Below are 23,749 nucleotides of genomic sequence, written 5' to 3' on the forward strand. Positions count from 1 at the left end.
CCCGCATGCGCTTCGGCTTGCTCCGCCACCACGACTTCCGGCAGTTGTTCATCGCCGACACGATCAGCCAGTTCGGTACCCAGGTCACCATGCTGGCGCTGCCGCTGGTCGCGGTGCTCGCGCTGCACGCCGACCCGTTCGAGGTGGGAGTACTGGCCGCCTGCGAGAGCGCCGCGTTCCTGCTGATCGGCCTGCCCGCCGGCGCCTGGGTGGACCGGATGCGCCGGCGCAACGTCCTCGTCGTTGGCGACGTCGGCCGCGCCGTGCTGCTCGGCTCGGTACCCGTCGCCTGGTGGTTCGGCGTGCTCACCATGCCGCAGATGTACGCCGTCGCCCTGCTGACCGGCATGTTCACCGTCTTCTTCGACGTCGCGTACCAGAGCTACCTGCCGCACCTGGTCGGCCGGGAGAACCTGGTGGAGGGCAACGCCAAGCTCGAAGCGGTCCGCGGGGTCAACTACATCGCCGGGCCGACCGCCGCCGGCCTGCTCATCGGCTGGCTCACCGCGCCGGTCGCCGTCGTCGTCGACGCGCTGAGCTTCGCCGGTTCGGCGCTGTTCGTCGGGCTGATCCGCAAGCGGGAGCCGAAGCCCGAACGCCGGCCCGACGCCCACCTCGGCCGCGAGATCGGTGAGGGGCTGCGGTTCGTGCTGGGCAACCGGCTGCTGCGGTCGATCGCGATGTGTACCGGCTCGTCCAACCTGTTTTCGAACATCGGTGGCGCGATGCTCGTCGTACTGCTCGCCCGCGAACTGCGGTTGCCGCCCGGCACGATCGGCCTGTTCTTCTCGTTCGGCGCGGTGGGCGGCCTACTCGGCGCCCTGGCCGCCACCAGGGTCGCCGCGCGGATCGGCCAGGGCCCGGCGATCTGGATCCCGGTCGCGGTCTCCGGGCCGTTCCTGCTGCTGTACCCGGTCATCCAGCGCGGCTGGCTGCTGTGGGCCGCGGCCGCCGGGTCCCTGGTGTACGCGTTCAGCGTCGTGGTCTACAACATCACCCAGGTCAGCTTCCGGCAGGGGCTCACGCCCGAGCGGCTGCTCGGCCGGATGAACGCCACCATGCGCTTCCTGGTCTGGGGCACGATGCCGATCGGCGCGTTCATCGGCGGGGTGCTCGGCAGGTACCTCGGGGTCCGCGAGGCGCTGTGGATCGCGGCGGTCGGCGGGATGTTCACGTTCCTGCCGGTCTTCCTCTCGCCGCTGCGCACCATGCGCGAACTGCCCACCGGCGAGCACGGCGAGCCGGCCCCGGCCGCCGTCACCGTCGACGCCTGACCGGGAGCCGGCCGCCGTCACCGTCGCCGCCTGGTCAGGACGCCGATCGCTATTCACGATCGCCGCGTAGGGGGCAAGATGACGGATGACCGAGCGAATCAACGGGCTCGGAACGGATGTGCCTCACGAGGGCACGCGGCGAAGTGGAGTGTTGGCGTGACCAGTCCTCATCCTCTGTACGGCAAACATGCCGCCCTCCTCGACCGGGCACTCACCGCGATCCGGGAGCGTGGCTACTGGTCGGCGTTCAACGAGTCGCCCAGCCCCCGGGTGCACGGCGAGGAGGCCGCGCCGCGGGGGAAGGCCACGTTCGAGTCGTACCTGGGTGCCGACTTCCCGCTCGACCAGCCGGGCACGACCGACTGGGTGGGCGGCGAGCGCAGCCCGTTCGGGGTGCGGCTGGACGTGCGGTACCCCCGGCCCGACGTCGACACGCTGCTGACCGCCGCGACCGCAGCCATGCCCGCGTGGCGCGACGCGGGGCCGCAGACCCGCGCCGGAGTCTGCCTGGAGATCCTCGCCCGGCTCGGTGGGAACGTCTTCGAGCTGGCCAACGCGGTGCAGTTCACCAGCGGCCAGGCGTACGTCATGGCGTTCCAGGCGGGCGGCGCGCACGCGCTCGACCGGGCCCTCGAAGCGCTGGCCTACGCGTACGCGGAGATGACCCGTACCCCCGCCGAGGCACGGTGGGAGAAGCCGGCGGGCAAGGGTGAGCCGTTGCGGATGGCCAAGACGTGGCACGTGGTGCCGCGCGGGGTCGGCCTGGTCATCGGCTGCAACACGTTCCCGACCTGGAACTCGTACCCCGGCCTGTTCGCCTCGCTGGTCACCGGCAACGCGGTGGTGGTCAAGCCGCACCCGGGCGCGGTCCTGCCGCTGGCGGTCACCGTGAAGTACGCCCGGGAGGTCCTCGCCGAGGCCGGGTTCGACCCGAACCTCGTCACGCTCGCGGCCGAGGCGCCCGGTGAGGGACTGGCGAGCGTCCTGGCGCTGCGGCCCGAGGTGAAGATCGTCGACTTCACCGGTTCGACCGAGTACGGCGACTGGCTGGAGGCGAACGCCCGGCAGGCCGTGGTCTACACCGAGAAGGCCGGCGTCAACACCGTCATCGTGGATTCCTGCGACGACTTCGCCGGAATGTGCAACAACATCGCTTTCTCGCTGGTCCTCTACAGCGGACAGATGTGTACGACACCGCAGAACATCCTCGTTCCGCGGGAAGGTATCGCCACCGCGGACGGACACAAGAGCTTCGACGACGTGGCCGGTGGGATCGCCGCGGCTGTCGGAAAGTTGACCGATGATCCCGCCCGGGGTGTGGAGTTGACCGGCGCGATCGTCAATGACGGGGTGCTGGAGCGCCTGGAACGGGTTCGCGGCCTCGGTGAGGTCGTACTCGATTCGCGGGTGGTCACCCACCCGACCTTCGGTGACGCGGTCGTCCGTACGCCGCTGATTCTCACGTTGGATGCCGACCGTGAGCAGACCTACGGCAGCGAGTGGTTCGGGCCGATCTCGTTCGTCGTCGCCACCGACTCCACCGAGCACAGCCTGGAGGTCTTCCGGCGGACCGTCGGCCGGCGGGGCGCGCTCACCGCGTCGGTGTACTCGACCGACGACAAGGTGCTGGACGCGGCCGAGCGGGCGGCACTGGACGTCGGTGTGCACCTTTCGGCAAATTTGACCCACGGAGTGTTCGTCAACCAGTCGGCGGCCTTCTCCGACTTCCACGGCAGCGGTGCCAACGCGTCCGCCAACGCCGCGCTGACCGATGGCGCGTACGTGGCCAGCCGTTTCCGGATTGTGCAGTCACGGCGGCACGTGTGACGGCATCTACGGAATCAGTCATAGGCATACATCTATGGAATGGCCGCGTTAGGACTACCCGAGAACCCCGTTCTCTAACGCCAATCCGGCATGACGATCGCGAATCTCGAGCTTAATCCGGATGTCCGATTTGGGGCTGTACGGGGTTGGCCGACCTCGTGTAGCGTGCGTGGTCGGTCGTCGTTCGTCGTCGGTGTCCACAGGGGGCACGTCGAGACACCGGCGACTCCGGCGTCGCGACCGCGGCGTCGTGGGTTGGCAAGACCCAGCACCACCGAAGTGAGGAAGTGCACCGTGGCACAGGGCACCGTCAAGTGGTTCAACAGCGAGAAGGGCTACGGCTTCATTGCCGTCGACGGAGGGCAGGACGTCTTCGTCCACTTCTCAGCGATTCAGATGGACGGCTACAAGTCGCTGGAGGACGGTCAGCGCGTCGAGTTCGAGATCGCGCAGGGCAGCAAGGGCCCGCAGGCGGAGAACGTCCGTATCGCCTGACTACTCCAAGCTCGCACCACTTTCAGGACACCGTTCTCCGGTCGGGGAGCGGTGTCCTTCTTTTTCTCTCCCGCCGCGCCACTCCGTGTTGTTTCCTGATCGCCGTCGCCGTCGCCGCAGTCCTCGGCTGACGCCGGCGTCGGTGGTGATCCCGTGCCGGTACGGGGCCCGTTGTCGGTACAGCGGTCCTCGCGGTATTGGTCCGTCTTTCATGGTGTTGTGGTCGTTTGTGCGGTCGTGGCCGTTTGTACGGTCGTGGTCGTTTGTACGGTCGTGGTCGTTTACCGGGTCGCGGCCGTGTTCCGGGTTGTGGTCCTCGCGCCGGGGTGGTGTCGAAACGTCGCCGAACTTTTGGGTGTGGACAGGTGGGAAGTGGCCGTGGTGGGGAAGGGGGCGACGGCGGGCCGGTACTCCCGGCTCGTCACCGGCGCGGCCCGGCCTGGCGTCCGGTGGTTCCGGCGCGGCCCGGCCCGGCGTCCGGTGGCTCCGGCGCGGCCCCGCTCCGACGTCCGGTGGCTCCGGCACGGGCCGGCTTCCGGCGGTACGGCGGCATGGGGAGGCGTCGGGTATCCGGCGGCGACGGCGGGGGCGATCGCCGGCGTGCCGGGAGGGGGTCGGCCACCGACCGTTTGCTTGCACTCTCGGGTGGAGAGTGCTAAACAAGTCACTGGCACTCGGAAGTGTCGAGTGCCAAAAGGTCGGGGTCGGTGGGGTCACCGGCCATGGCCGGGCCGTCCGGCGGAGTACGCCGAGCGGGCCGGGCATGGCAGGGGGCCGGTCGTCGCGGGCTATCCGGTCCGGCCTACGAGGGTTTCTCAGCGCCCGCTGGGGGACCGCCGAAGGTGCGTACGCAGCGGTGCGTGGCTGGTTGACGCCGGCGCGGACCGTGACTGTGTCCAGGAGGACAACGCCGAATGGCCAAGACAATTGCGTTCGAGGAAGAGGCGCGCCGGGGCCTCGAGCGGGGCATGAACATCCTCGCCGACGCCGTGAAGGTGACGCTGGGCCCGAAGGGCCGCAACGTCGTCCTCGAGAAGAAGTGGGGCGCCCCCACGATCACCAACGATGGCGTGTCCATCGCCAAGGAGATCGAGCTCGAGGACCCGTACGAGAAGATCGGCGCTGAGCTGGTCAAGGAGGTCGCCAAGAAGACCGACGACGTTGCCGGTGACGGCACGACGACGGCGACCGTCCTGGCCCAGGCGCTGGTCCGGGAGGGCCTGCGCAACGTCGCGGCCGGCGCGAACCCGATGGCCCTCAAGCGGGGCATCGAGACCGCCGTCGCCGCCGTTGCCGAAGAGCTCGCCAAGATCGCCAAGGATGTCGAGACCAAGGAGCAGATCGCTTCCACGGCCTCCATCTCCGCCGGCGACCCGACCGTCGGCGAGATCATCGCCGAGGCGATGGACAAGGTCGGCAAGGAAGGCGTCATCACCGTCGAGGAGAGCAACACCTTCGGCCTGGAGCTTGAGCTCACCGAGGGCATGCGCTTCGACAAGGGCTACATCTCGCCGTACTTCTGGACCGACGCGGAGCGGATGGAGGCCGTCCTCGACGACCCGTACATCCTCATCGTCAACAGCAAGATCTCCGCGGTGAAGGACCTGCTGCCGATCCTCGAGAAGGTCATGCAGTCGGGCAAGCCGCTGGCGATCATCGCCGAGGACGTCGAGGGCGAGGCGCTGGCCACCCTGGTCGTCAACAAGGTGCGCGGCACGTTCAAGTCCGTCGCCGTCAAGGCTCCGGGCTTCGGCGACCGCCGCAAGGCCATGCTGACCGACATCGCCGTCCTGACCGGCGGTCAGGTCGTCAGCGAGGAGCTCGGCCTGAAGCTGGAGGGCACCACGCTCGACATGCTGGGCCGCGCCCGCAAGGTCGTCGTCACCAAGGACGAGACCACGATCGTCGACGGCGCCGGCGACCCCGACCAGATCCAGGGTCGGGTCAACCAGATCCGCGCCGAGATCGAGAAGAGCGACTCCGACTACGACCGCGAGAAGCTGCAGGAGCGCCTGGCCAAGCTGGCCGGTGGCGTTGCGGTGATCAAGGTCGGTGCGGCCACCGAGGTCGAGCTCAAGGAGCGCAAGCACCGCATCGAGGACGCCGTGCGCAACGCGAAGGCGGCCGTCGAGGAGGGCATCGTCCCCGGTGGTGGCGTCGCGCTGGTGCAGGCCGGCAAGACCGCGTTCGACAAGCTGGACCTGAACGCCGACGAGGCGACCGGTGCCAACATCGTGCGCGTCGCGCTGGACGCTCCGCTGCGCCAGATCGCCGCGAACGCCGGCCTCGAGGGCGGCGTCGTGGTCGACAAGGTGCGCAACCTGTCGGTCGGGCACGGCCTTGACGCGGCGACCGGCGAGTACGTCGACATGCTGGCCACCGGCATCATCGACCCGGCCAAGGTGACGCGCTCGGCGCTGCAGAACGCGGCGTCGATCGCGGCCCTGTTCCTGACCACCGAGGCCGTGGTCGCGGACAAGCCGGAGAAGGAGAAGGCCCCGGCGGGCGCGCCCGGCGGCGGCGACATGGACTTCTGAGAAGTCTGAAACTCAGGAAAGGGCGGGCCGGCCGGGCCCGCCCTTTTCGTATGCGCTCACGTGCCCGCTCGCCGGGCCCGTCCACCGCGCCTTCCACCGCCCGTGGAACGGGGCTCACCGGGAGCCGGTGGAGCCGGCCGTTCCGGTGGGGCTGTAGGGGTCGGTGAGCCCGCTGTTGGTCACCGGTTCGACCTCAACCGGGGGCTCCGGCTGACCGGTCTCGGTCACCATCTCGCTCAGCGAGGACGACGTCGGTTCCTTCCGGCCGCCCCGCTCGGTCGACGGCTCGGGCAGGTCGATCTCCGGCACGCTGGAGCCGGTCGGCTCGCCGGCGTCCCGGCGGCTGCCGGCCACCCCCGATACGCCGGTCGCCCGCTGCGGACTCGGATCACGCGGTTCGGTCATATGGTGGTGATACCCACAGGGGCCGGTAACGTACCCGACGATGAGCGAACCGATCTTCGACGGGCACAACGACCTCACCTGGGAGTTGCGCCTGCGGGTACGTTACGACTTCGACGCCCTGGACGTCGCGGCCGACCAGTCGGCATCCGGCCTGCACACCGACCTGCCCCGGTTGCGTGCCGGCGGGGTCGGCGCCCAGTACTGGTCGGTCTACGCCGCCTGCCGGCCCGACGGGCAGGCGGCCGTCTCCGAGGCCCTCGAACAGATCGACGCCGCGCGGCGGCTCGTCGCCCGGTACCCCGAGCACCTGGCGTTCGCGACGAGCGCGGACGAGGTCGAGCGGGCCCGGGCCGCCGGGCGGATCGCCTCGCTGCTGGGAGCCGAGGGCGGCCACGCCATCAACTGCTCGCTCGGCACCCTGCGGATGCTGTACGAGCTGGGCGTGCGGTACCTGACCCTCACGCACTCACGGAACACCCCGTGGGCGGACAGCGCCACCGACGAGCCGGCCGTCGGCGGGCTGTCGCCGTTCGGCCACGAGGTGGTACGGGAGATGAACCGCCTCGGCATGCTCGTCGACCTGTCGCACGTGGCGCCGAGCACGATGCACGCCGCGCTCGACACCTCGGTCGCGCCCGCCTTCTTCTCGCACTCGTCGGCCCGGGCGCTCTGCGACCATCCCCGCAACGTGCCAGACGACGTGCTCACCCGGGTACGGGACAGCGGCGGCCTGGTGATGGTGACCTTCGTGCCGTGGTTTCTGACCGAGGAGTGCCGGGACTGGTCGGCCCGGTTGTTCGAGGCCATGGACCGGCTCGACGCGGAGCATCCCGACCAGGGGCCGCGGTGGTACGCCGGCCGCGCCGACTGGATACGGGCCAACCCCCGGCCGCGGTGCACCGTGGCGAACGTGGCCGACCACGTCGAGCACGTACGGGCCGTCGCCGGGGTCGACCACGTCGGGCTGGGCGGTGACTTCGACGGCTGCCCGAGTGTGCCCGACGGGCTCGGCGACGTGGCGGGTTACCCGGCGCTGCTGGCCGAACTGGCCGGCCGTGGCTGGTCCGACGCCGACCTTGGCAGGCTCGCCTGGCACAACGCCCTGCGGGTGCTGCGCGACACCGAGTCGGTCGCGGTCGCGGTACGCCGGGAGCGCGGCCCGTCGAACGCCACCATCGAGCAGCTCGACGGGCCGCCCGCGGCCTGACGACCGCGCAGCGCCGCGCGCCAACCGTTCAGCGCTGCGCCTCGGCAAGCCGGGCGGCGCGGAACGCGTCCACCAGCCCGGCGCCGACCAGGTTCGCCGGGTCACCGCAGTTCTCCGGCGGTGGCACGGCCGGGGCGGTGGTGGTCCGCAGGATCTCCCGGGTACGCGGGATGTCGCCGATCAGCGCCGGGTTGGCCGACCACAGCAGCGCGACCGTACCGGCCACGTGCGGGGTCGCCATGGACGTACCGCTCTCGGTGCCGTAGCCCCCGCCGGGCAGGGCGGACAGGATGTCCACGCCCGGGGCGACGACGTCCGGTTTGGTGCGGCCGTCCGGCGTCGGCCCGCGGCTGGAGAAGCTGGCGAGCTGGTCGTCGCGGTCGACCGCGCCGACGGTCAGCGTCTCCGGGTACGGCGCCGGCGGGTCCGCCACCGTCCGGCACGCGGGGCCGGAGTTGCCGGCGGCGGCCACCACGAAGATGCCGGCGGCGGTGAGGGCCTGGACCGCAGGTCGCAGCGACCGCAGGTCGCAGCCTTCCAGCGGCGGGCAGCCCCAGGAGTTGGTCAGGATGTGGGGGGCCCGTTCGGGGCGACCGTCGCGCAGCGGGTCTCCGCCGTACGGGAACGGGGCGAGCATGAACTGCAGGCAGTCGAGGTAGCGCGCCGGGTTGCCCAGGTTACGGGCGAGGTTGACGCAGCCGATCCAGCGTGCCCCGGGTGCGACGCCGACGTTCTGGTCACCGACGGCGGTGGCGAGCGTGTGCGTGCCGTGGCCGCCGTGGTCGACCGGGGTGCGGGTGTGTGACCACGGGTCGTACCAGGAGTCGTCGCCGCCGCGGAAGCCGTTCCGCAGTGCCGGGTGGGTGCCGTCGACACCGGAGTCGGACGTGCCGACGACGATGCCCGTACCGGTCACCCCCAGGTCCCGCCACACCCGGTCGGCGCCGATCATCGACAGGTTCCACGATGGACCCGCCGGTGCCGGCTGGTTGCCGTGCATGACCGGGGCCGGTTCGGGGATGGGGCGCAGCCGCGGACTGTCGAGGACCTCCCGGACCTCGGGACGGTCGTGCAGCCAGGCGCGTACCGCCTCGCCACCGTCCACCTCCAGGGCGTTCACCAGGTAGTACGGGGTGTAGCCGACGCGCAGCCCGCGGAGGTCGCGGCGTAGTGACGCCTGGCTGGAGTTCGCGGTGTCCACCAGGCGGCGGTAGGTCGCGCGCAGCCGCTCGTCGCGGTTGCCGATGGTGTCCAGGCCGGACAGGTCGGCCTGCGGCTTGAGGACCACGAACAGGCGGTCACCGTAGGTGCCCGGGTGGCCGGCACCGGCGTAGACGGCCGCCCCGGCGACCACGACGACGCCGGTGAGGGCCGCCGCTACCCAGCGGCGCGGTGCGACGGCACGGCCGAGGCTCAGCCCGTAGCCGACCGCGAGGAGCAGCCCGATGGCGGCCGACCCGGCCGCGGCGGTCAGGATCCACCGGGGGGCGTCGGAGAAGCCGAGCAGGATCGTCGTCTCCTCCGGGTCGGCGAAGGCGAGCGGCCCGGCCGCCGCGGCGCCCACCAGCCATCCGACGGGTCCGCTCCGGCCGGCGGCGGTGCGCAGGCTCGCCGCCGCGAAGCCCAGTGGCGGCAGGACGAGCAGTTCGGCGAGCGTGATGCCGGAGGCGCCGGTGCCCGCCGCGAGGGCGGTGAGCGCAACGGCCGCGACGAGGCCGGCCAGGCCGACCCGCAGCCACGCCGAGCCGTGCGCGGGTTGGAGGTCGGCCAGCACCGTGGCGGCGAGGAAGCCGACCGCGGCCGCCGCCAGGGCGGCGAGGACGGACTCGGTCGCACCGCCGAGCGCGCCCAGCGCCAGCCACGGCAGTCCGACGGCGAGACCGCCGGCGAGCCCGAGCAGGTCGGCCTCCGGCCGGTTGGCCGGGGCGACCCCGCCGACGGTGGCCGCCGCGGTGTCCCGGCGCCGGGACACCGCGGCGCCGGTCAGTCGCAGTACCACCGCGGTCAGGGCCGCGACGACCGCCAGTAGCGCCAGGTAGATCTCGTGTCGTGGTCCGGTGACGCCGGCCCGGACCAGGCCGAGGACGACGGCCGCGACGGTCGCGCAGGTCCACACCCGGCCGGCCGCCCGGGCCGCTGGCAGGCGGGGTATGCAGGCCAGCAGTAGCGGGGGGAGGAACGCGAGCGCTCCGGACAGCACGCTGCCGAGCAGCCAGGCCCAGCCGGGCAACACGCGGGAGGTGATCGACTCGTAGAGCTGTTCGGCGCCCCAGACGACGAGCGGAGCGGCGGCCATGACCCCGGCCACCCACAGCCCGGCCAGCACCGTGAGCAGGATGGTGACCGGGTACCGCCAGCCGTCGGCCGGCCGCGCGAGCGGTGGCGGCGGGAGCGGTGGCGGCGGGCCGCCCGTCGGCGGCGGGAGCGGTGGCGGCGGGCCGCCCGTCGGCGGCTGCGGCGTGGACATGTCTGAGACGGTACGACGCACAGGCACGCTCCCGGTGGTCCGTGGGGGGCCGCCGCACCGGCCTCCGGGGAGCGGTAACCGTCGAGCCGCGCGGCGATTGCGCACTGTAGCGGAGCTGCGGCCAATTGCCGGCAATTCGCGGTTTAAACCCGCGGTTTTTCCGGAAAGCGGCGTCGACCTCGCCACCCGTACCCAGGACTTCGACCGAGGTCGCCGCCTGAGTCAATGATCGACAACCGCCCCGGGTGGGCGGGATATCGACCCACCACTCTCCGGGGAGGAAACGCCGTCCGGTCGGCCACTGTCGATCAGGTATTCGGAAATGCTATTGGCCAATATTTTGTGCTAAAGACCGTTAACAATCCCTCTCGCGGTTCCGACGGGAGAGGGAGAACATGAGCTTTGACACTACTGCGGGGTAACCTCGTCACCCCGGGAGTTACGGTGGAGTACGTGACCAGAGACCCCCAGGCGTCCCGCTTCGGCGCCGGACAGCTCTCGTCCCAACGACGCGCCGCTGACCTGGCCAGACTCCGGACGGAACAGTTCGACGTGCTCGTCATCGGCGGCGGGGTCACCGGTGCCGGTGCCGCCCTCGACGCGGCGTCCCGGGGCCTGTCGGTCGCCCTTGTCGAGGCCCGCGACCTCGCCTCCGGCACCTCCAGTCGGTCGTCCAAGCTGATCCACGGCGGGCTGCGTTACCTGGAGCAGTTCGAGTTCGGCCTGGTCCACGAGGCGTTGCGGGAGCGCGGACTGCTCGCCACCCGGCTCGCGCCGCACCTGGTACGACCGGTGCCGTTCCTGGTGCCGCTGAGCGCGCCGGACGGTCCGGCCGGCCTGCCGCAGCGGGCCTGGCGCCGGTTCTACTACGGCGCCGGCGTGGCGCTCTACGACGCGTTCGCCAGCGCCTCGGCGCTGGCCGGGCGGGTCCTGCAGGGGCAGCCGTCGCGCGGCATGCCCATGCACCGGCACCTGTCCCGTACCGCCGCCCGCCGGCTCTTCCCCAGTCTGCGGGAGGACGCCGTCACCGGCGCGATCGAGTACTACGACGGGCAGGTCGACGACGCGCGGTTCGTGGTCACCCTCGCGCGTACCGCGGCCAGCCTCGGCGCGGCGGTCGTGACCAGCACCCGGGTCGTCGGCATCCTGCGCTCGGCGCGGGAGGTGACCGGCGTCCGGGTGGCCGACCTGGAGACCGGCGAGGAGTTCGCGGTACGGGCCCGTACCGTGGTCTCGGCCACCGGTGTGTGGAGCGACGACGTCTCCGAGCTGCTGTCGCCGGCCAACCAGCCGGCCGAGCACACCGGCCTGCGGGTCCGGGCCAGCAAGGGCGTCCACCTCGTGGTGCCGCGCTCGGCGATCACCGGCGACGCCGGTCTGATCCTGCGGACGGCCTCGTCGGTGCTGTTCGTCATCCCGTGGGGTGGCCACTGGATCATCGGTACGACCGACACCGACTGGAACCTCGACCGGGCCCACCCGGCGGCGACCGCGGGTGACATCTCGTACCTGCTCGACCAGGTCAACCAGGTGCTCGACCGGCCGCTGACCCGCGACGACATCGAAGGGGTGTACGCCGGCCTGCGCCCGTTGCTGTCGGCGGAGGTGCGTCACCGGCTCGGCCCGCACACCCGTGACGAGCAGACCTCGTCGCTGTCGCGCGAGCACGCGGTGGTGGAGCCGATGCTCGGCCTGATGCTCGTGGCCGGCGGGAAGTACACGACGTACCGGGTCATGGCCGCGGATGTGATCGACCACGCCGCGCGCCGGCTGGGTTGCCTGCGTCGCGACGGCGGCCGGGTCGCCGGCTCCCGCACCTTCGACCTGCCGCTGCTGGGAGCGGACGGGTACCAGCACGCGTGGACCAACCGGGCCGACATCGCGCGCCGGCACGGGGTGCCGGTCGGCGTGGTCGAGCACCTGCTGGAGCGGTACGGCACGCTCTCGGGTCAGCTGCTGTCCCTGGTGGCCGAGGACCCGACGCTGGGCCGGTCGCTGGTCGGCGCGCCGGAGTACCTCGCCGCCGAGATCGCCTACGCCGCCCTCGCCGAGGGGGCGCTGCACCTCGACGACGTCCTGGCCCGGCGTACCCGGATCTCCATCGAGACCGCGCACCGGGGTGTGGACAGCGCCGAGGACGCCGCCCTGATCATGGGGCGGGTACTCGGCTGGGACGACGAGACGCGTCGCCGCGAGGTCACCCACTATCTGGCCCGGGTCGCCGCGGAACGGGAGTCGCAGCGGATGCCGGACGACGCCACCGCGGAGGCCGCCCGGCTGGGGGCGCCGGACCTGCGGGCGCCCGATCACCTGGCGCAGTCCTGACCGGGTCGCAGGTGGCCGCGACGTCCCCGGCGGGCGGGACGCGAGGATGATCTACATCGATCCTCCGCGCTGGCCGGCCCACGGGCGGCTGTGGTCGCACCTGGTCAGCGACCGGTCGTTCGCCGAGCTGCACGCGTTCGCCGAGCTGCTGGGCGCGCCCCGGCGGGCGTTCGAACGCGACCACTACGACCTGCCCGCGGACCGGGCCCGGCTGGCCGTCTGGCTCGGCGCGACCCTGGTGTCCAGTCGTGAGCTCGTCGACCTGCTCCACGCCGCCGGCCTGCGCCGGCGCAAGGCGCGCGCACGGACGCAGGCGGGTGGACGTACCTGAGGATCGGGTGTCCTCACCCGATGGCGTCATGGCGCTCGCCGAGGGAGCTGATGGTGTCCCGGCGTTCGCCGATGGTGCTGATGGTGTCGCGGCGCTCGCCGATGGTCGACAGCACCCGCGTGGGTGCCAGCGCCGTCTGCCGGCGCACCCCGCGGCGGGGACGGCGGGCGTGCGCGATGGCCTGCCGGTACACCCGTTCGTAGCGGCGGGCCATGCGCTGCGCGCCGAACGCCGAGCGGGCGTGCGCCACGCAGTCGTCGGGGTCGAGCTCCTTCACCCGGTGCAGGGCTTCGGGCAGCTCGTCCGGGTCGTCGCAGATGAAGCCGGTGGTCCCGGGCCGGACGATCTCCGGTACCGAGCCGCGCCGCATCGCCACCACCGGCGTGCCCGAGGCCATCGCCTCGATCATGACCATGCCGAACGGCTCGTGCCAGCGGATCGGCATGATCAGGCAGCGGGCCTGGGTGAGCAGGTGGTTGGTGGTCGTCCGGTCCCCGTTGACGATCAGTTCGACGTCGTCGGCCAGCATCGGGCGGATGACCTCGTCGAGATAGCGCCGCTCGCCGGGCTCGTTGCACTTGCCCGCCAGGATCAGCGGCAGCCCGGCCTCCCGGCAGGCCTGAATGGCGAGGTCCGGACCCTTGTCGGGGGAGAACCGGGCGAGCCAGATCACGGGCCCGTCGCCGGTGTGCGCGGCGACGAACTGGTTCGGGTCGATGGCGTTGTGGATGGTGGCGGCCCAGCGCAGTTCGGGGCGCTGGCGTCGTTGGGAGTCGGAGATGGCGACCGGGTGGATGTGCTCGCCCAGGGCCGCGTAGTAGTCGCCCAGCTCGCCGTCGGCCGGACCGTGCACGGTCACCACGGTCGGCGTACCGCGGTGCCCGGCGGTGAGGGGGCCGGACAGCGAGTGGTCGTGGACGACGTCGAAGTGGCTGTCGGCCAGGAGTCGACCTACCCGGGCGGCGTGGAGCACTTCGGGCATCGCTTCGCCCAGCCGCTCGAACTGGGGCTCTTCGGCGGTGCTCACGAAGCGTGCCGCGGTGCCGGTGCGCTGGCCCGCACCGAACATCGTGACATCGTGACCTCGTGCGCACAGGGCGTCGACGAGCGCGGCGCAGATCAGTTCGATTCCTCCGTACCCGCTCGGTGGTAGCTCGTACCACGGCGGAACGACCATCGCGATTCTCAGTGGGGAAGTAGGGTCGCTATGGTCGGCCTCTTTCGGGATCACTATCCGGCCCCTTCCGGTTGTGTCATCACTCGCCGGGTACGGCACCCAAGGCGAGGTCGAGACCCTGAGCCGAGCGCCGGACTACCCCGTCTACGCCGAATCGAACATGCCGCGCCATTCCTGACGGATGAATAGTCGTCACCTTTGAACAAAGTGGACGAAATTTGGAGATTTGGTGAAGCTGCCCCAGGTGAACATCCTTGAAGGCACCACATTCGTCGTCAGCGATATGCGAGGGGACATCGAGCCCGACTCCGAGGAGCCCGCCGGCCTGTTCTACCGCGATATGCGCCACCTCTCCCGCTGGCAGGTGCGGCTCAACGGCAACCGCCTCGACGCGCTCTCCGGGGACGCCGTCGAGTACGACGAGGCGGTCTTCTTCACGGTGGAACCGACCGGGACGATCTATCGCAACCCCACGGTCTCGCTGCTGCGCCGCCGTCACGTCGGCGACGGCATGCGGGAGCTGCTGGAGCTGACCAGCCACAGCGTCGAGCCGCTGACACTGGAGCTGTCGATCCTGTTCGCGGCCGACTTCGCCGACATCTTCGAGGTCAAGGACCGCAGGCAGAAGGTCGGCCGCTGCTACCGGCGGGTGGGGAACGGCGAGGTCACGCTCGGTTACGAACGCGGTGACTTCCGGCGCGAGACGATCATCCGGGCCGCCGACGCCTTCTTCACGGAGGAGTCGGTGACCTTCCGCGTCACGCTGCGCCCCCGCCAGACCTGGCGTACCGAGGTGGAGGTCGCCGTCGCGACCGCGACCCTCCGGCCGATGGTGAAGCGGGTCCACGAGCCGAACATGCCCTTCGGGCTGCAGGAGTGGCTCGACGCCGCGCCGCGCCTGGACACCGGCTGGGACGACCTGCGCCGGGTGTACCAGCGTAGCCTGGTCGATCTGGCCGCGCTGCGCTTCTATCCGGACTCGGTACCCGAGTCGTCGCTGCCCGCCGCCGGCCTGCCGTGGTTCATGGCGCTCTTCGGCCGGGACAGCCTGATCACCAGCTACCAGGCGCTGCCGTTCGTACCCGAGCTGTGCCGCACCACCCTGCGGGCGCTCGCCGCCCAGCAGGCCACCGAGGTGGACGACTTCCGCGACGCGGAGCCCGGCAAGATCCTGCACGAGCTGCGCCACGGTGAGCTGGTCTACTTCCGCGAGTACCCGCAGTCGCCCTACTACGGCACCGCGGACGCCACGCCGCTGTTCCTGGTCGTGCTCGACGAGTACGAACGGTGGACCGGCGACCGGGAGACCGTACGGGCCCTGGAAGGCCCGGCCCGCGCCGCGCTGGCCTGGATGGAGACGTACGGCGACATCGACGGCGACGGCTTCATCGAGTACCTCACCCGCAACCCGGAGACCGGCCTACGCATCCAGTGCTGGAAGGACTCCTGGAACTCGATCGTCTACCCCGACGGCAGGCCCGCGCCGCTGCCCCACGCGACCTGCGAGATCCAGGGGTACGCCTACGACGCCCGCCGGCGGATGGCGCGCCTGGCCCGCGAGTGCTGGGGCGACCTCACGCTGGCCGACCGGCTCGACCGCGACGCCGACGACCTGCGCAAACGCTTCCACGAGACGTTCTGGCTGCCCGACCTCGGCTTCTACGCCCTCGCCCGGGACGGTGAGGGGCGGACCGTGCCGACCCTCACCTCCAACATCGGCCACCTGCTGTGGAGCGGGATCGTGCCGGACGAGCACGTCGACGAGGTCGTCGGGCACCTGCTCGGCGAGCAGTTGTTCTCCGGCTGGGGGGTGCGCACGATGGCGGCCGGGCAGCGGGCGTACAACCCGATGGAGTATCACAACGGCACCGTCTGGCCGCACGACAACGCGCTGATCGCCATGGGGTTGACCCGGTACGGCCGGCACACCGAGGCGGCCCGCCTCGCCCAGGCGATCCTGGAGGCGGCGACGTACTTCCAGCACCGGCTGCCGGAGGCGTTCCTCGGCACCGACCGCGCCGCCACCGGCGTACCGGTGGCGTACGCCAGCGCCTGCTCGCCGCAGGCCTGGGCGTCGGGCACGCCGCTGCTCCTGCTGCGCAGCATGATGGGGTTGGAGCCGCGCCGGGACGGGCTGGGCGTCGACGCCCATGTGCCGCTGCGCTGCGGCCACCTGGCGCTGTCGGGCATACCGGGGTGGTGGGGACGTACCGACGTCTTCTCGCTGGCCACCACCGCCACCTAGGCTGCCGGCCTGCGCGCCTGGGGCTGCCGGCCCACGTGCCTAGGGCCGCTGGCGTAGCTCGCGCAGTTCGCGTTCCAGGTTCGCCCGCGCCCGGACCTCCCACTCCGCGCGCTCCGGCACGATCCGGTACAGCGCCGGCAACGCGAGCAGCCCGTCGAGGACGCCCGAGCGACCGGCCCGGAACGCCCCGTCGGATACGTGCGCGTACTCCCGGCGGACCGCGGCCGCGTACCGGTCGTAGTCGTACCTGTCGGCGGCGAGGACGGCGAGGTCGGCGTCGGCGAGCAGGGCGCCGTCGCGGTCACCGTCGGCCACCACGTGGCCGGCGGTCAGGCGGACCAGCCGGGCCGTCTCGGCGACCCGCGCGGCCGGTATCCCCGCCGCGGGCAGTCGGTCCTCGGCCAGCGCGGCGCTGCGCTCCTCGTTGTCGCCGGCGCGCGGGTCGTACACCGCGTCGTGGAACCAGCCGGCCAACCGCACCGCGTCGGCGTCCGGGACCAGGTCCGCGTACCGGTCGACCACCGCGAGGACGACCGCCAGGTGACCGGTGTCGTGGTAGTGGCGGTGCGGCTCGGCCCACCGGGCGAGCAGGTCCGCGCCGAGCGCGTCGCCCGCCGGTACGAGCGCACGCCACCGGGTGAGAAGGTCGGTCGTATCCGTCGACACCCTGGGACGATCTCACGTCACCGGGCTTCGGCACGGCCCCACGTCACCGGCGACGCTGTCACGTCACGAGCAGCCTGCCGTACCGGGCGAGCCGGTCCAGCCCCTCGATCGCGGCCGTGGTCGACAGCGGCGGGGGCGGTGGGGAGTCGTACGGCTGCTCGGCCAGCACCCGGTGGACGTGCCGGGCGTCCACCACGCCCAGCGGGTAGTTGCGCCGGCAGGTCGGGTCGAGGACGCCGCGCTCGGTGGCGAACCGGGGCAGCGCCGACAGCCGGTCACGGGGGACGAGCTTCGGCGACAGCCGCCCGGGCGGCCCCACCAGCAGGTCGATGCTGCGGTACGGCTCGCTGCCGGCCAGCCAGTACTCCAGCGCGTCGACGTCGATGTGCAGCGGGTGGGGACACCAGTACGGCACCATCCCGGCCCGGATCACCTGCCACGGGTCCAGCAGCATGCCGCAGCCGATCACCAGCCGGTTACCGGTCTTGCCGGCCGAGCGCAGCCACGACCGGTACACGTCGGCGACCGCCGCGCTCAGCGCCGCCGAGTCGGTGATCGCGACGATGCGCAGCCGCCGCCCGTGGTCGCCGCTCCACCGGCGCAGGTCGCTGAGCAGGCCGGGGTGGATGCCCTGCTCGGCGTCCACGTCCCCGCCGTCGGGCGCCGGAACCGTCCAGCTGTCGTCGCCGGCGGCCCACTCCGCGCCCCCGTCGTCGCCGAGCCGGCGAAGCTGCCGGCAGTAGTCGGGCCAGGAGAGCCCGGAGCCGACCGTGCCGACCTGGAAGCGGTAACCGTCGTCGGGCTGGGTGGCGGGCCACCCCCGGCAGTCGCGGATCAGGACGACGGTGCCGCCGGGTGCGAGCCGCTCGGTGAGGAACCGGCGCAGCTGCCCGGGCAGGGCGGTCCACTTCACGTAGAAGTCGAGGGTCGCACTGCCCGCCGGGTGCTGCCCGATCGGGTCGCAGCGCTGGTAGACGGCGATGTCGGGTTCGGTGTCGAGCAGGTGGGCGGCGATTGCGCGGCCCTGGCGCAGCGCCGGCTGCGGGCGGCGGGACTCGGCCGGCGAGCAGGTGACCGACAGCCGGAATCCGGCCGGCAGCCACGGCGCGCCCAGCGCGGCGGCCAGGTGCAGCGCGCCGACGTGTGGGGAGCCGACGACGACCGCCGGGTACCGCTCCCGGCTGTACCCGCCGGTCATCCAGCCGGCGATCCCGTCCGGGTGTACGTCCGCCACCCGGGGGCGGGGGATCCCGGAGTCGACGGTGCGCCGCCGGGGCCACCAGGTCCGCCGCTTCGTCGTGGGGTCCGACCACTCCCGCCCATCCACGGCGTGCACTCCGGCCCGCAGCATCTCTGTCGACAGGTCAACCTGGTAGACCAGCTGCTCAGGCGACCAGGCGGGACCCGCCAGCGCGCTCATACCGGGCGGGCCTACCCCTGAAGTATCCGTTCAACCCTGAGCCGATTAAGTCCCCCTGCGGAGGTTTCGGCCGGTGACGAAGGGTAGAAGCGGGCCGATCCGCTGTGGCGGTCCGCTACCGCGGCTGTCCGCCGCGACCAGTACGCCGCCCGCCGTGACCAGTACCAGGAGAGGCCGTGTTCAATCCCCTCGAATACAACGGCATCCCGTTGGAGCGTCAGACCCGCGACTGGCGCGAACTCGACGTCTCACCGATCGATCCCGAAGCCACCGACCCGTACGCCACCTGCCGGATCATCGCGGTCAACGGGGTGGAGAACGAGGCCATCCAGTTCGACTTCCAGATCGCCCGCAACCATGCCGACTCGGACGTGCGCCGGGAGATGGACTACCTGGCCTCCCTGTCCGAGCAGCAGCACCGGGTGGTCCACCGGCTGCTGCCGGACGTCGGCAGTGTGCTGGAGACGGCCCTGGAGTACGAGCACGCCGCCGTGGATCTGGATTCGTGGCTGGCCCGGATGGAGCCCGACCCGCAGCGCCGCGAGGTCTACGAGTGCGACGCCCTGGAGGACTTCGACCACCTGTACCGGTACACCGACGTGCTGGAGATGCTCCGCCACCGGCGTGCCGACCGGGTCGTCGACGAGCTGACCGACGTGCTGCCCGAGCGGGCCGCCGCAGGGCAGGCGCCGCTGCGGGGCGAGGGCGGGCAGGAGCCGACGACGGCGCCCCTGTCGGAGCTGAACGCGCTGACGATGCTGTCGGTCGAGCAGGAGCTGTCGCAGTTCTACCGCAGCGCCCGGCCCGGCCACGTCGACCCGGTCACCCGGCCGACGTACCAGGAGATCGGCCGGGTCGAGGAGGAGCAGGTGGCGCGGCACCAGGTCCTCGTCGACCCCAGCGCGAGCTGGTGGGAGCAGCTGGTGATCCACGAGTACAACGAGTGCTACCTCTACTACTCGTTCCTGCAGCAGGAGACCGATCCGCGGGTACGGGCGGTGTGGGAGCTGTACCTGGACATGCAACTGGCCCGCCTGCAACTGGCGCGGGACCTGCTGCGCCGGTTCGAGGACCGGGACGCCGACGAGGTCGTCGGCAGTGGGCTGCCCGAGCCGCTCGGTTTCGAGCGGAACCGGGAGTTCCTGCGGCAACTGCTCGCGGCCCGGCTCGGCCGCGGCTCCCTCGGTGCGGAACCGGTCCGGGACGTCCCGGAGGTGCGCGAGGTACGGGACCGGTTGGAGAACGTCCCGCCGGCCGAAGGGGCGCCGGACCTGATCGACGTGCTCACCGAGCAGCACCGCCGCATCGAGGCGCTGTTCGAGGAGGTGGAGGTCGCCACCGGCGAGCGGCGGCGGGCGGCCTGGGAGCAGCTGGTCGAGCTGCTGTCGGTACACGAGGCGGCCGAGGGTGAGGTGGTGCACCCGCTGGCCCGCGACCGGATCGTCGGCGGGTTCGACGTGGCCCGCGACCTCGTCGAGGAGGAGCGCACCATCAGGCAGCTGCTGCTGCGGCTGGCCGACGGCGGGATCGAGGACGAGGGCTTCGAGTCGGGGGTCACCGAACTGCGCGAGGCGGTGCGGGCGCACGCCCGCAACGAGGAGCGTTTCGAGTACCCGCAGCTCCGCGACCGGTTGCCGGCCGGAGAGCTACGGGAGCTGGCCGCCGCGGTGCGCCCGACCGTACCCGCGTGAACCGATGTCGCAGCCGTGCGGCCGTCGCTGGAGACCGCTCGGCTGCGGCTGACCGCGGTACGCCCGGGTGACGTCGAGGATCTCCACGCGATGTTCGCCACCGCCGCCGCGCACATGGCGAGCGCGGGGGCGTTGCCGGCCCCGGCCGAGACACGGACCTGGGTGCACCGGCGGATGGCGGTGGAGCGGGAGCACGGCCTGGTCTGGTACGTGCTGCGCGACCGGCGTACCGGCGAGCTGATCGGCAACTGCGGCCTGTTCGCCCGCCGTACCGGCGTTGCGGAGCCCGAGCTGGGGTACGAGGTTGTGCACGCCCACCGGGAGCAGGGGTACGCCACGGAGGCCGCCCGGGCGGTCCTCGTCGAGGCCGACGCGTCCGGCATCCCCCGGGTGTGGGTCACTGTCCGGCCCGGGAACGCCGCCTCGCTGCGGGTCGCCGCGAAGATCGGCATGGTCTACGTGCGCTGCGAGGTCGACGATCGGGGCGAGCTGCTGTACCTCAGCCGCGCCCGTCCGTGAGATCACCGCTGCCCTTTAGCCGTGCGGCGTCCGGGAGGTCATCTCCCGTACGCCGGGTGTGTTCCCCGCCCCGTCGTTGCGGTGTGCTACGCCGTCGTCACACTGGCTGCATCGAATTCGTTCGTTGTATGCTCCAGGGCCTGACAGGCTGGGTTCCTGTCTGTTTCCTGGGGAGAAGGCGTGGAGTTCCGCATCCTTGGGCCGGTGGAGGTTGTCCACGGCGGGGAACCGGTCCGGCTCGACGGTCCCCGTCAGGAGCGGGTCCTCGCGATGCTCCTGATCAACAGGGGCCGTCTGGTGACGATCGAGGCGCTGGTGGACGTCGTCTGGCCGTCGAATCCGCCGGTGACAGCGACGAATCAGGTGCAGAACTCGGTGACCGCACTGCGTCGCAAGCTGTGCGGCCTCGGGATGCCCGAGTCGGGGCTGGTCCGCAAGGGCGCCGGGTACCTCCTGACGATTCCGGACGACCAGTTCGATGCCGCCCACTACCTGGCGCTGATCAGACAAGGACGGCTGCTCGCCCGGTCCGGCAACACCGCGCGGGCGATCCGGACGCTCCGGCGGGCGGAGGACCTGTGGTGCGGTCCCGCGCTGGCCGGTCTGCCCGGTGACGCGCTCGCGTTCCAGTCGGAGGCGGTACGCCTGGAAGAGATCCGGCTACAGGCGCTGGAGGAGCGTCTGGTACTGGAGGTGAACCTCGGCCGGCACCACGAGTGCCTGGCGGAACTGGCCGGGCTGGCGCGCGGCTACCCCCTGCGTGAGGGACTGCAGGGGGCCTTGATGCTTGCCCTGCACCGGTGCGGCCGGTCGGCCGAGGCGCTCGAGGTGTACGACCGGGCACAGCGCCGCCTCGCCGAGGAGTTCGGCCTCGAACCGAGCGCCGGGCTGCGGCGGTTGCGGCAGTTGGTGCTCTCGGAGCGGCAATGCTCGTCGCTGGCGGGTTTCCTGCCGGCCTGACGGACGGGCCGACGGCCATGGGCCGTGAGCAGACCTCGACCACGCCTGACCGGTACCCGCATCCACGCGGGAGCGGGATCACCGGGTACTCGCCGCCCTTGATCGTGAGAGGGGCGGATACGGGCAAGGCCCCTCCGTGCTGGCTGCCCATCGCACCCCGCCTGACACCACACGGGCTCCGGCACAGCCACAAGACGCTCATGGAGGAGCTGGGCACCCCGCCGACGCTCATGGACGACCGGATGGGCCACGAGGATGGATCGGTGCAGGCGCGCTACTCGCACGTTACAGCCGAGATGCGGCGCCGCCTCCTGGACGCCCTCACCGAGCGGTGGAACGCCGCCCTCGTGGCCCGGCGAGCGATGAGTACAAGCTCGCCAGTGAGTGTGCTCGACTCCCTCATGAGGACATGAGGGCAGTGCGGTCACGTCGGTGCCGGGTTGCCTGCCGTAGGTAACCCGGCACTGCCTGACGGTCTCTTTCAGTTCCCCCACGGGTCCAGTAGCCCTACTCCGCGAGCAATTCCGCCGCATACACGCGGCAACCCCTTACGACACCCACGGCCGCCATTAGTGGCACCGTTAGGCGGTAGACCTTTGCAACGAAATCAAAGTAGCTTTCCTGGTCGCCTTTGTCGTTGATGACGAGTCCTGATCGTAGGTCATGGTGGGCGCTGGCGTGACCAATAGCATTCCTCGTGCGATTATCTAAAGCGTCGAGCATCGCGGCAAGTCTGCTATCCGCTCTGATGACGGCCAACTTGTTGGCATTGCTCAACCTTTCATAGGATGCCAAAGTGTTGACGGACTTAGTGGTGCCGTTTGTGTCCGTGTACGACCGTCCCGTGAAATCTGATACGTCGCCATTCTGTTCCGCATTTAAGCTCGCGACGAGAAGTGAGAGGGACTTGCATACGGCTTCGAAGGTTTGCTGATAGGCATCGCGCAGCGGGGGAAACTCATCTTGCGGAAGCAGCAGGCGAGAAAGGCTCCCGATTTCGGATTGTGCGATGCCTAGGCGGACGGCTCCGGAACGCCACGCGGGGGCTGTCGCGACCATCGCCTTGGTTGCGTTGAGCAGGCCTCGGTCGATGTGGGCAAGCTTCCCCGTTGTTTCGAGTCGCTTAACGAGGTCCCCGTAACTTGGGGCTGCCATAGCGCGAGCGTGGACCAACGTCATGGTCGTGAGGGACTTCGACTCCTGCTCGGCGCTTGGCCACGGCCCTGCCGCGAATGCGAGTAGCCACAGAGTCCAGAGATGGTGGGCAGTGGCATGCATGGTCAAAGCAGATCTTGGCTGGATATCCGCAATGTTCGGAAACTCGCGTTCTAAGTAGCTCCAGTAGTTTTCGCTGGTGCCGTCTAGGTAGTATTCGAGAACCCTGAGCATCTTCGGGGATTGTCGAATGGCTGAGTATGTCTGCATGGACAGGTGGCTGAGTGCAACCGCGTTTTCGCCGGTTAGGTGAGCGAACGTCATGTTCGGGGCGCCCCAAGGATCCTGTAAGCCTGTCGCGCTGAGGTCTAGGGGGAGCGAAGGATCCACCGTAACTACGGGGTGACCTCCACTTGGTTCCTTTAAGCCACCTTCGATTTTCACGCGACAGCTGTCTAACTCGTGGCCCTCCAAAAAGCCTCTCATGGGAGTTCCGCAGACAGGGCAGGGGACATAGAAGTGGAGCCGGTTGGTGGGGAACACTGATATACGAACGATGACATCATTTCTGCAACCTGGGCAGGTTGTTTGTTGTCGTACGATCATCCGCTCACCTTTGCTTGGAGTTGAGCCAGAGTCGCGATCGCTGATTGTGCTCTGTGCTCTCGGGTAACCCTCGCCACTGCCGAGGGCTTAGGCGGCTTGTCAGTGTGCCCGCCGCCGTTCTCCGTGAGTCGCACGCGCGGTGAGGGCAGCGCCTGCCGAGGTTGGTCGAGCGGGCAGTGCTTCCTGCTTGGCGGGCGTCGCGTGTCGATCTCATCGCTCACGGTGAGGAGGCTACGCCCTGTCCTGGTCGCAGTTCGCCCAAGTTCTGTGCCGGGAAGGACCGACTGTGCAGACGTGCCCGGGTGTCACGCCCGCAAGATTTTCTCCCAGATTTCTCCCAGCGGGGTCGTGGGAGACGACTCAGGGCGGGTCCCCCCTGCCGGGGGACCCGCCCTGATCTGCACTTTCTCTGGTCGGGGTGGCCGGATTCGAACCGACGACC

The 23,749-nt window shown here is 70.8% G+C and carries 17 protein-coding genes and 1 pseudogene; 12 read left to right on the top strand and 6 right to left on the bottom strand.

The window, feature by feature from the left end:
- The first annotated feature begins 5 nt into the window (after window positions 1-5).
- From ACNTMW_RS30295 to groL, 4 genes are all read left to right on the top strand, one after another.
- Entirely contained in the window at window positions 6-1,274 is a 1,269-nt protein-coding gene (locus ACNTMW_RS30295) for an MFS transporter (protein WP_426637371.1), read from the top strand.
- A gap of 156 nt (window positions 1,275-1,430) precedes the next feature.
- On the top strand, window positions 1,431-3,101 hold the full coding sequence (paaN, locus tag ACNTMW_RS30300) for a phenylacetic acid degradation protein PaaN (protein ID WP_426637372.1): 1,671 nt from the start codon (window positions 1,431-1,433) through the stop codon (window positions 3,099-3,101).
- Between the two features lie 294 nt (window positions 3,102-3,395).
- Window positions 3,396-3,596 (top strand): cold-shock protein, encoded by a 201-nt coding sequence (locus tag ACNTMW_RS30305; RefSeq protein WP_426637373.1) that lies wholly within the window; start codon window positions 3,396-3,398, stop codon window positions 3,594-3,596.
- Window positions 3,597-4,510: 914 nt separating this feature from the next.
- The gene (gene groL, locus ACNTMW_RS30310; RefSeq protein WP_426637374.1) at window positions 4,511-6,133 is read left to right on the top strand and encodes a chaperonin GroEL; all 1,623 of its coding nucleotides are present in this window, start codon (window positions 4,511-4,513) and stop codon (window positions 6,131-6,133) included.
- Window positions 6,134-6,247: 114 nt separating this feature from the next.
- On the opposite strand, the gene ACNTMW_RS30315 is transcribed toward groL, so the two are convergent.
- A complete protein-coding gene (locus ACNTMW_RS30315) occupies window positions 6,248-6,538 on the bottom strand; it encodes a hypothetical protein (protein ID WP_426637375.1) in 291 nt (96 codons plus the stop codon).
- A 40-nt stretch (window positions 6,539-6,578) separates the two neighbouring features.
- Between ACNTMW_RS30315 and ACNTMW_RS30320 the strand changes: the two genes are divergently transcribed.
- Entirely contained in the window at window positions 6,579-7,745 is a 1,167-nt protein-coding gene (locus ACNTMW_RS30320) for a dipeptidase (RefSeq protein WP_426637377.1), read from the top strand.
- Window positions 7,746-7,773: 28 nt separating this feature from the next.
- Here ACNTMW_RS30320 and ACNTMW_RS30325 read toward each other — a convergent pair whose 3' ends face one another.
- Complete coding sequence (locus tag ACNTMW_RS30325; RefSeq protein ID WP_426637378.1) at window positions 7,774-10,212, bottom strand: S8 family serine peptidase; 2,439 nt, start codon at window positions 10,210-10,212, stop codon at window positions 7,774-7,776.
- 453 nt (window positions 10,213-10,665) lie between these two features.
- Here ACNTMW_RS30325 and ACNTMW_RS30330 point away from each other — a divergent pair, with 453 nt between their 5' ends.
- Together ACNTMW_RS30330 and ACNTMW_RS30335 are read left to right on the top strand one after the other, a co-directional pair.
- Window positions 10,666-12,537: a glycerol-3-phosphate dehydrogenase/oxidase gene (locus ACNTMW_RS30330; protein WP_426637379.1), complete on the top strand. Its 1,872-nt coding sequence runs from the start codon at window positions 10,666-10,668 to the stop codon at window positions 12,535-12,537.
- A gap of 46 nt (window positions 12,538-12,583) precedes the next feature.
- Window positions 12,584-12,868, top strand: coding sequence for a DUF4031 domain-containing protein (locus ACNTMW_RS30335; RefSeq protein WP_426637380.1), 285 nt, complete (start codon window positions 12,584-12,586; stop codon window positions 12,866-12,868).
- A 13-nt stretch (window positions 12,869-12,881) separates the two neighbouring features.
- On the opposite strand, the gene ACNTMW_RS30340 is transcribed toward ACNTMW_RS30335, so the two are convergent.
- Entirely contained in the window at window positions 12,882-14,045 is a 1,164-nt protein-coding gene (locus ACNTMW_RS30340) for a glycosyltransferase family 4 protein (protein WP_426637381.1), read from the bottom strand.
- Window positions 14,046-14,274: 229 nt separating this feature from the next.
- Here ACNTMW_RS30340 and ACNTMW_RS30345 point away from each other — a divergent pair, with 229 nt between their 5' ends.
- Window positions 14,275-16,290: an amylo-alpha-1,6-glucosidase gene (locus ACNTMW_RS30345; protein ID WP_426637382.1), complete on the top strand. Its 2,016-nt coding sequence runs from the start codon at window positions 14,275-14,277 to the stop codon at window positions 16,288-16,290.
- A 39-nt stretch (window positions 16,291-16,329) separates the two neighbouring features.
- On the opposite strand, the gene ACNTMW_RS30350 is transcribed toward ACNTMW_RS30345, so the two are convergent.
- Window positions 16,330-16,956 carry an HD domain-containing protein gene (locus ACNTMW_RS30350; RefSeq protein ID WP_426637383.1) on the bottom strand — a complete coding sequence of 209 codons (627 nt, stop codon included), beginning with the start codon at window positions 16,954-16,956 and terminating at the stop codon, window positions 16,330-16,332.
- Window positions 16,957-17,014: 58 nt separating this feature from the next.
- Entirely contained in the window at window positions 17,015-18,376 is a 1,362-nt protein-coding gene (locus ACNTMW_RS30355; RefSeq protein WP_426637384.1) for a hypothetical protein, read from the bottom strand.
- A gap of 176 nt (window positions 18,377-18,552) precedes the next feature.
- Here ACNTMW_RS30355 and ACNTMW_RS30360 point away from each other — a divergent pair, with 176 nt between their 5' ends.
- The 4 genes and pseudogenes from ACNTMW_RS30360 to ACNTMW_RS30375 form a co-directional block, all read left to right on the top strand.
- On the top strand, window positions 18,553-20,067 hold the full coding sequence (locus ACNTMW_RS30360) for a hemerythrin domain-containing protein (protein WP_426637385.1): 1,515 nt from the start codon (window positions 18,553-18,555) through the stop codon (window positions 20,065-20,067).
- 15 nt (window positions 20,068-20,082) lie between these two features.
- Window positions 20,083-20,586, top strand: a complete 504-nt coding sequence (locus tag ACNTMW_RS30365; RefSeq protein ID WP_426637386.1) for a GNAT family N-acetyltransferase — start codon at window positions 20,083-20,085, stop codon at window positions 20,584-20,586.
- 180 nt (window positions 20,587-20,766) lie between these two features.
- On the top strand, window positions 20,767-21,546 hold the full coding sequence (locus ACNTMW_RS30370; RefSeq protein ID WP_426637388.1) for an AfsR/SARP family transcriptional regulator: 780 nt from the start codon (window positions 20,767-20,769) through the stop codon (window positions 21,544-21,546).
- A 92-nt stretch (window positions 21,547-21,638) separates the two neighbouring features.
- Window positions 21,639-21,959: pseudogene (locus tag ACNTMW_RS30375) on the top strand (tyrosine-type recombinase/integrase); the annotation flags it as partial.
- Window positions 21,960-22,053: 94 nt separating this feature from the next.
- Here ACNTMW_RS30375 and ACNTMW_RS30380 read toward each other — a convergent pair.
- Entirely contained in the window at window positions 22,054-22,935 is an 882-nt protein-coding gene (locus ACNTMW_RS30380; protein WP_426637389.1) for a hypothetical protein, read from the bottom strand.
- Window positions 22,936-23,749 lie beyond the last annotated feature (814 nt).

This window comes from Planosporangium spinosum (assembly GCF_049999945.1).
GTDB lineage: Bacteria > Actinomycetota > Actinomycetes > Mycobacteriales > Micromonosporaceae > Planosporangium > Planosporangium spinosum.

Excerpts from the sequence above, each read along its gene's own strand:
- ACNTMW_RS30295 (WP_426637371.1), top strand. The coding sequence starts at position 6 with ATGCGCTTCGGCTTGCTCCGCCACCACGACTTCCGGCAGTTGTTCATC.
- groL (WP_426637374.1), top strand. The coding sequence starts at position 4,511 with ATGGCCAAGACAATTGCGTTCGAGGAAGAGGCGCGCCGGGGCCTCGAG.
- ACNTMW_RS30315 (WP_426637375.1), bottom strand. The coding sequence starts at position 6,538 with ATGACCGAACCGCGTGATCCGAGTCCGCAGCGGGCGACCGGCGTATCG.
- ACNTMW_RS30320 (WP_426637377.1), top strand. The coding sequence starts at position 6,579 with ATGAGCGAACCGATCTTCGACGGGCACAACGACCTCACCTGGGAGTTG.
- ACNTMW_RS30325 (WP_426637378.1), bottom strand. The coding sequence starts at position 10,212 with ATGTCCACGCCGCAGCCGCCGACGGGCGGCCCGCCGCCACCGCTCCCG.
- ACNTMW_RS30335 (WP_426637380.1), top strand. The coding sequence starts at position 12,584 with ATGATCTACATCGATCCTCCGCGCTGGCCGGCCCACGGGCGGCTGTGG.
- ACNTMW_RS30340 (WP_426637381.1), bottom strand. The coding sequence starts at position 14,045 with ATGGTCGTTCCGCCGTGGTACGAGCTACCACCGAGCGGGTACGGAGGA.
- ACNTMW_RS30355 (WP_426637384.1), bottom strand. The coding sequence starts at position 18,376 with ATGAGCGCGCTGGCGGGTCCCGCCTGGTCGCCTGAGCAGCTGGTCTAC.
- ACNTMW_RS30380 (WP_426637389.1), bottom strand. The coding sequence starts at position 22,935 with ATGCTCAGGGTTCTCGAATACTACCTAGACGGCACCAGCGAAAACTAC.